Origin of the sequence: Mycobacterium sp. (assembly GCF_049802695.1) — a bacterium.
Taxonomy (GTDB): Bacteria; Actinomycetota; Actinomycetes; order Mycobacteriales; family Mycobacteriaceae; genus Mycobacterium.
On sequence record NZ_JBARMY010000071.1, the window covers coordinates 1 to 5,713 of the forward strand.

Annotated in this window: 4 protein-coding genes and 1 pseudogene; 1 reads left to right on the plus strand and 4 read right to left on the minus strand. The window is 64.3% G+C overall.

The window, feature by feature from the left end; genetic code table 11:
• The 4 genes and pseudogenes from WA317_RS02610 to clpX all read right to left on the minus strand — a co-directional run.
• Nucleotides 1-810 (minus strand): 2-oxoacid:ferredoxin oxidoreductase subunit beta (locus tag WA317_RS02610; RefSeq protein WP_425171556.1); only part of this gene is annotated, 810 nt, incomplete at its 3' end.
• Complete coding sequence (locus tag WA317_RS02615; RefSeq protein WP_425171557.1) at nt 807-2,771, minus strand: 2-oxoacid:acceptor oxidoreductase subunit alpha; 1,965 nt, start codon at nt 2,769-2,771, stop codon at nt 807-809. The genes WA317_RS02610 and WA317_RS02615, both read right to left, overlap by 4 nt.
• Nucleotides 2,772-3,079: 308 nt before the next feature.
• A pseudogene (locus WA317_RS02620) lies at nt 3,080-3,232 on the minus strand (MFS transporter); the annotation flags it as partial.
• Between the two features lie 33 nt (nt 3,233-3,265).
• Nucleotides 3,266-4,549, minus strand: a complete 1,284-nt coding sequence (clpX, locus tag WA317_RS02625; RefSeq protein WP_425171558.1) for an ATP-dependent Clp protease ATP-binding subunit ClpX — start codon at nt 4,547-4,549, stop codon at nt 3,266-3,268.
• Between the two features lie 319 nt (nt 4,550-4,868).
• On the opposite strand from clpX, the gene mmuM reads away from it, so the two are divergent.
• Nucleotides 4,869-5,713: homocysteine S-methyltransferase (gene mmuM, locus WA317_RS02630; protein ID WP_425171559.1), on the plus strand; the 845-nt coding region annotated here is incomplete at its 3' end.

The following is a 5,713-nucleotide window of genomic DNA, read 5'->3' on the forward strand; positions in this document are numbered from 1 at the left end:
GCTGAAACCGGAGCGCACCACGCAGTATTCGTCAGTGGCACCAAACACGATCGGCTCACCGTGGCGGACGTTAATGACCCGTTCCTCGGCGCCTTCCTTGCGCAACGCGTCGAACGAGCCGTCGTTGAAGATCGGGCAGTCTTGCAGGATCTCGACCAACGCGGCGCCCCGGTGCGCGGCGGCGGCGCGCAGCACTTCAGAGAGCCCCTTGCGGTCGGAGTCCAGGGCCCGGCCGACGAAACTGGCCTCGGCACCCAGCGCAATCGACACCGGGTTGAACGGCTGATCCAGTGAACCCATCGGCGTGGACTTGGTGACCTTGCCTATTTCGGACGTCGGCGAATACTGACCCTTCGTCAGACCGTAGATCCGGTTGTTGAACAGCAGGATCGTCAAGTTCACGTTGCGCCGCAGCGCGTGGATCAGATGGTTGCCGCCAATGGACAGCGCGTCACCGTCGCCGGTGACGACCCAGACCGACAGGTCCTCGCGGGCCAGCGCCAGACCGGTCGCGATGGCCGGTGCCCGGCCGTGAATGGAGTGCAGCCCGTAGGTCTCCAAGTAGTACGGGAAGCGGCTGGAGCAGCCGATGCCGCTGACGAAGACGATGTTCTCGCGGCGCAGCCCGAGCTCGGGCAGGAAGTTGCGGATGGTGTTGAGAATGACGTAGTCACCACAACCGGGACACCAGCGCACTTCCTGGTCACTGGTGAAGTCCTTGGCCTTCTGCGGTCGGTCGGTGGTGGGCACGCCGCTGTTCTTCGCCAGTACGTCGGTCACACCGAGGTCTGCGCCGATCAAGTCAGTCATAAATCAGCTCCTACGCCGCTTCCCACGGTGGCGACTGCCAACCGTGCGAATTTGGCTTTGTCACGTTCTTCTTCGCCGAGCGTGCCGGTCAACGCGGCATCGATGATGGCCTCGAGCTCGTCGGCCAAGAACGCCATGCCGGCCACCTTGGTGACCGACTGCACGTCGACGAGGTACTTGCCACGCAACAGCAGCGCCAGCTGGCCCATGTTCATTTCGGGAGCCACCACCGTCGGGTAGCGGCGCAGCAGCTCGCCCAGGTTACCGGGCAATGGGTTCAGGTGGCGCAGTTGCGCGTGAGCCACTTTGATGCCCTTGCGCCGCGCACGCCGGCACGCCTCGCCGATCGGCCCGTAGGAACTGCCCCAACCGACGATCAGCAGCTCCGCGTCACCGGTCGGGTCGTCGACTGTCTGATCGGGCACCCGGATGCCGTCGATCTTGGCTTTCCGCAACCGAACCATGAGGTCGTGGTTGGCCGGCTCATAGGAGATGTTGCCCGAGCCGTTGGCCGTTTCCAAACCCCCGATGCGGTGTTCCAGCCCCGGGGTTCCCGGGATTGCGAACTGTCGGGCCAGGGTTTCCGGGTCTCGGGCATAGGGCTGGAACGGCTCATCGGGTTTGGCGAACACATGCTCGATGGGCTCGAGCGTGTCCACGTCCGGAATTCGCCACGGCTCGGAACCATTGGCGATCGCGCCATCGGACAACACGATCACCGGCGTGTGATAGGACACCGCTATTCGCGCCGCCTCCACGGCGGTATCGAAGCAGTCCGACGGCGAGCGCGGGGCCAGCACCGCGACCGGCGATTCTCCGTTGCGGCCGTAAAGAGCCTGCAGCAGATCAGCCTGCTCGGTCTTGGTGGGCAGACCGGTCGAAGGCCCGCCACGCTGCACGTCGATCACCAGCAGCGGCAGTTCGGTCATCACCGCCAGACCGATCGCCTCGGCTTTCAGCGACAACCCTGGGCCGGACGTGCTGGTGACGCCGAGCGCCCCACCGTAGGAAGCACCCAGCGCCGCGCCGATGCCGGCGATCTCGTCTTCCGCCTGGAAGGTGACGACATTGAAGTTCTTGTGTTTGCTCAGCTCGTGCAGGATGTCGGAGGCAGGGGTGATCGGGTAGCTGCCCAGTACGACTTGAATGCCGGCGAGCTGGCCGGCGGTCACGATCCCGTAGGCCAGCGCGGTGTTTCCCGAGATCTGCCGGTATTCACCGGCCGGCAGTCTCGCGGGAGACACCTCGTAGGTGGTGCCGAAAGCTTCCGTGGTCTCGCCGTAGTTCCAGCCGGCCTTGAGGGCGAGCACGTTAGCTTCGGCGACATCTGGCTTGCGCGCGAACTTCTCCCGAATGAACGTCTGGCTGGTCTCGATCGGCCGTCCGTACATCCACGACAACAGGCCAAGTGCAAACATGTTCTTGGCGCGCTGACCGTCCTTCTTGGTCGCGCCGATCTCATCGACAGCACCCAGCGTCAGCGTCGTCATGGCGACGGCGTGCACGACGTAGTCGGACAGCTCACCATTGTCGAGCGGGTTCGCCTGGTAACCGACTTTGGCCAGGTTGCGCTTGGTGAACTCGTCGGAATTGGCGATCACCATTCCGCCGCGCGGCAGGTCACCGATATTGGCCTTCAGCGCTGCCGGATTCATCGCCACGAGCACGTCGGGGCGGTCGCCGGCCGTGAGAATGTCGTAGTCGGCGATCTGGATCTGAAAGGACGAAACGCCGGGCAGGGTGCCTGCGGGAGCGCGGATTTCGGCCGGGTAGTTGGGCTGGGTCGCCAAATCGTTGCCGAATAACGCTGCCTCGGAAGTGAATCGATCGCCGGTCAGCTGCATGCCGTCACCGGAGTCCCCCGCGAAGCGGATGACGACCTTCTCCAGGTGCTCCCGTGGAGTCGCCGCTGTACCGGCGAGATGAGATTCTGGCTCGGCGCCGTTGCCGTTAGCCCCCACGTCTTCGCCTTCCGTAACCGTTTACGGTACGGGCACTCCTGCCGAGGCACTGCCGCCGCATCTACGCAAAGCGCGAGTGGGAAGCCCGTCCAAAACTGTATGTCACTGGTAGTACCGATTATTGCACTCTTCTTAGGCAATGGTTAACGGCAACGCGCGCAATCACGCCACCTGTTTGCCCCCATCCGCCCAGCTCACTCCGGTGCAGCCGCCGAGCTTGCAGGAAGAATGTGGTGTTGGTCACTTGCCTCAGGCGGTCAACTCTAAGAACCGGCGGTACTCATGGGTAACATTTGCTAGCGCTTCGGCGCCTGATCCCAGTGCTGGGTGGCCAGTAGGTAGATCGACAGGTAGGAACCCAGGCCGTCGCGGACGTCGGCCAGCGCGAAATTGAGTAAGTCCAGAGCACGCGCGGATCGACGGGGAAGTGCATCGACGACCGCGGCCGGCTCGGCAGTCACCGCGTCACCGCACAGGCTGCTGCAACCAGGGGGTTAGGCGCTCTTGTCGCGGCGTTCGGTGCGCGAAGGCTTACGGGGCACGATCGTCGGCAAGACGTTGTCCTGGACGGTCTCCTTGGTCACCACAACCTTGGCCACGTCGTCGCGGCTGGGGATGTCGTACATCACCGGCAGCAGCACTTCTTCCATGATCGCGCGCAAACCACGGGCGCCCGTGCCGCGGTGAATCGCCTGCTCGGCGATGGCCTCCAGCGCGTCCTGGGTGAACTCCAACTCGACGCCGTCCATCTCGAACAACCGGGTGTACTGCTTGACCAACGCGTTCTTGGGCTCGGACAGAATCTTGACCAACGACTCCATGTCCAGGTTCGTCACCGAGGCGACCACCGGCAACCGGCCAATGAACTCCGGGATCAGCCCGTATTTGATGAGATCTTCCGGCATCACTTCGGCGAAATGGTCGGTGGTGTCGATCTCGGCCTTCGAGCGAACCTCGGCCCCGAAGCCCAACCCGCGCTTGCCTACCCGGTCAGAAACGATCTTCTCCAGCCCAGCGAACGCCCCGGCCACGATGAACAGCACGTTGGTGGTGTCGATCTGGATGAACTCCTGATGCGGATGCTTGCGGCCGCCCTGCGGAGGAACCGAAGCCTGGGTGCCTTCCAGAATCTTCAGCAGCGCCTGCTGCACGCCTTCACCGGAGACGTCGCGGGTGATCGACGGGTTCTCGCTCTTGCGGGCGATCTTGTCGACCTCGTCGATGTAGATGATTCCGGTCTCGGCACGCTTCACGTCGTAGTCGGCGGCCTGAATCAGTTTGAGCAGAATGTTTTCGACGTCCTCGCCGACATAACCGGCCTCGGTCAGTGCGGTGGCGTCGGCGATCGCGAACGGTACGTTGAGCATCTTGGCCAGCGTCTGCGCCAGATACGTCTTGCCGCAGCCGGTCGGACCCAGCATCAAAATGTTGGACTTGGTCAGCTCGACGGGTTCGCCGGATCGGGAGTCGCGACCCTTTTCACCGGCCTGGATGCGCTTGTAGTGGTTGTAGACCGCGACGGCCAGCGTCCGCTTAGCGGTGTCCTGGCCGATGACGTAGCCTTCCAGGAAGTCACGGATCTCCGCCGGCTTGGGCAGCTCATCGAGTTTGACGTCGTCGGCGTCGGCCAGTTCTTCTTCGATGATCTCGTTGCATAAATCGATGCATTCATCGCAGATATAAACGCCGGGGCCTGCTATGAGCTTCTTGACCTGTTTCTGACTTTTCCCGCAGAACGAGCACTTAAGCAGGTCACCGCCGTCTCCGATGCGCGCCATGGTGCTGAGTGCCTACTTCCTGTGTCGCCGTTCGTGGTGATGTGCCGCACGTGATTTCCCGACGCTACCCGCTGGTTCGGGCGCAACGCGACCGATAAGGCCGAATAGCGTCAGTGGTATTCAGTTTCTATCGCCCAGCGCGCCGATAAACATATCGCCTGACCGTCCTGTCACTCGCCGGAACGCGCGACCGTGTCCCTGGCGTGTCGCGCCCGTTACTCGAACGAGAAACCCGAGCGGACCCCGCGCCGGGCGCAGCGGTGATGCCGGGCCGTGCCGGCCCACGAAACGAGCTGATGAATCACTTTACAGTGACGAGGTGGAGTTCGCCTTCGCTGATGACACCGTGCTGATCAGCGACGGCGGGTTGGCTACCGAGCTGGAGGCGCGCGGCCGGGATCTGTCGGATGCGTTGTGGTCGGCGAGGCTGCTGGTGGACGCGCCGAACGAGATCACCGCGGTGCACGCCGCCTTCTTCCGTGCCGGCGCCCGGATCGCTACATCGGCCAGCTATCAGGCTTCGTTCGAAGGATTCAGCGCCTTCGGGCTGGGCCGGGACGACACCGCCAGACTGCTGCGCCGCAGCGTCGAACTGGCGGTCACCGCGCGCGACGAGGCCGGTCCCGGCCGATGGGTGGCCGCGTCGGTCGGACCGTACGGTGCCGCGCTCGCCGACGGCTCGGAATACCGCGGGCGTTACGGGCTGAGCGTGCAGCAGTTGGAGAGCTGGCACGAGCCCCGCCTGCAGCTGCTGGCCGAGGCGGGAGCTGACGTGCTGGCCCTGGAGACCGTGCCCGACATCGACGAAGCTGAAGCGCTGCTGAATCTGGTCCGGCGCCTCAAGGTGCCGGCGTGGCTGAGTTACACCGTCGACGGCGAGCGCACTCGCGCCGGTCAACCCCTTGTCGAGGCGTTCGCCCTGGCCGAGGGGATACCGGAGATCGTCGCCGTCGGCGTCAACTGCTGTGCGCCCGACGACGTGCTGCCGGCTATCGAGATGGCAGCGAAGACGGGCAAGCCGGTGATCGTTTACCCGAACAGCGGTGAGCGCTGGGACGACAAGCGCCACGCCTGGCTGGGTCCTTCGCGGTTCTCCGCCGCGCTGGCCGGGCAGTGGGTCGCGGCCGGAGCGCGCATCCTCGGCGGCTGCTGCCGGGTCCGCCC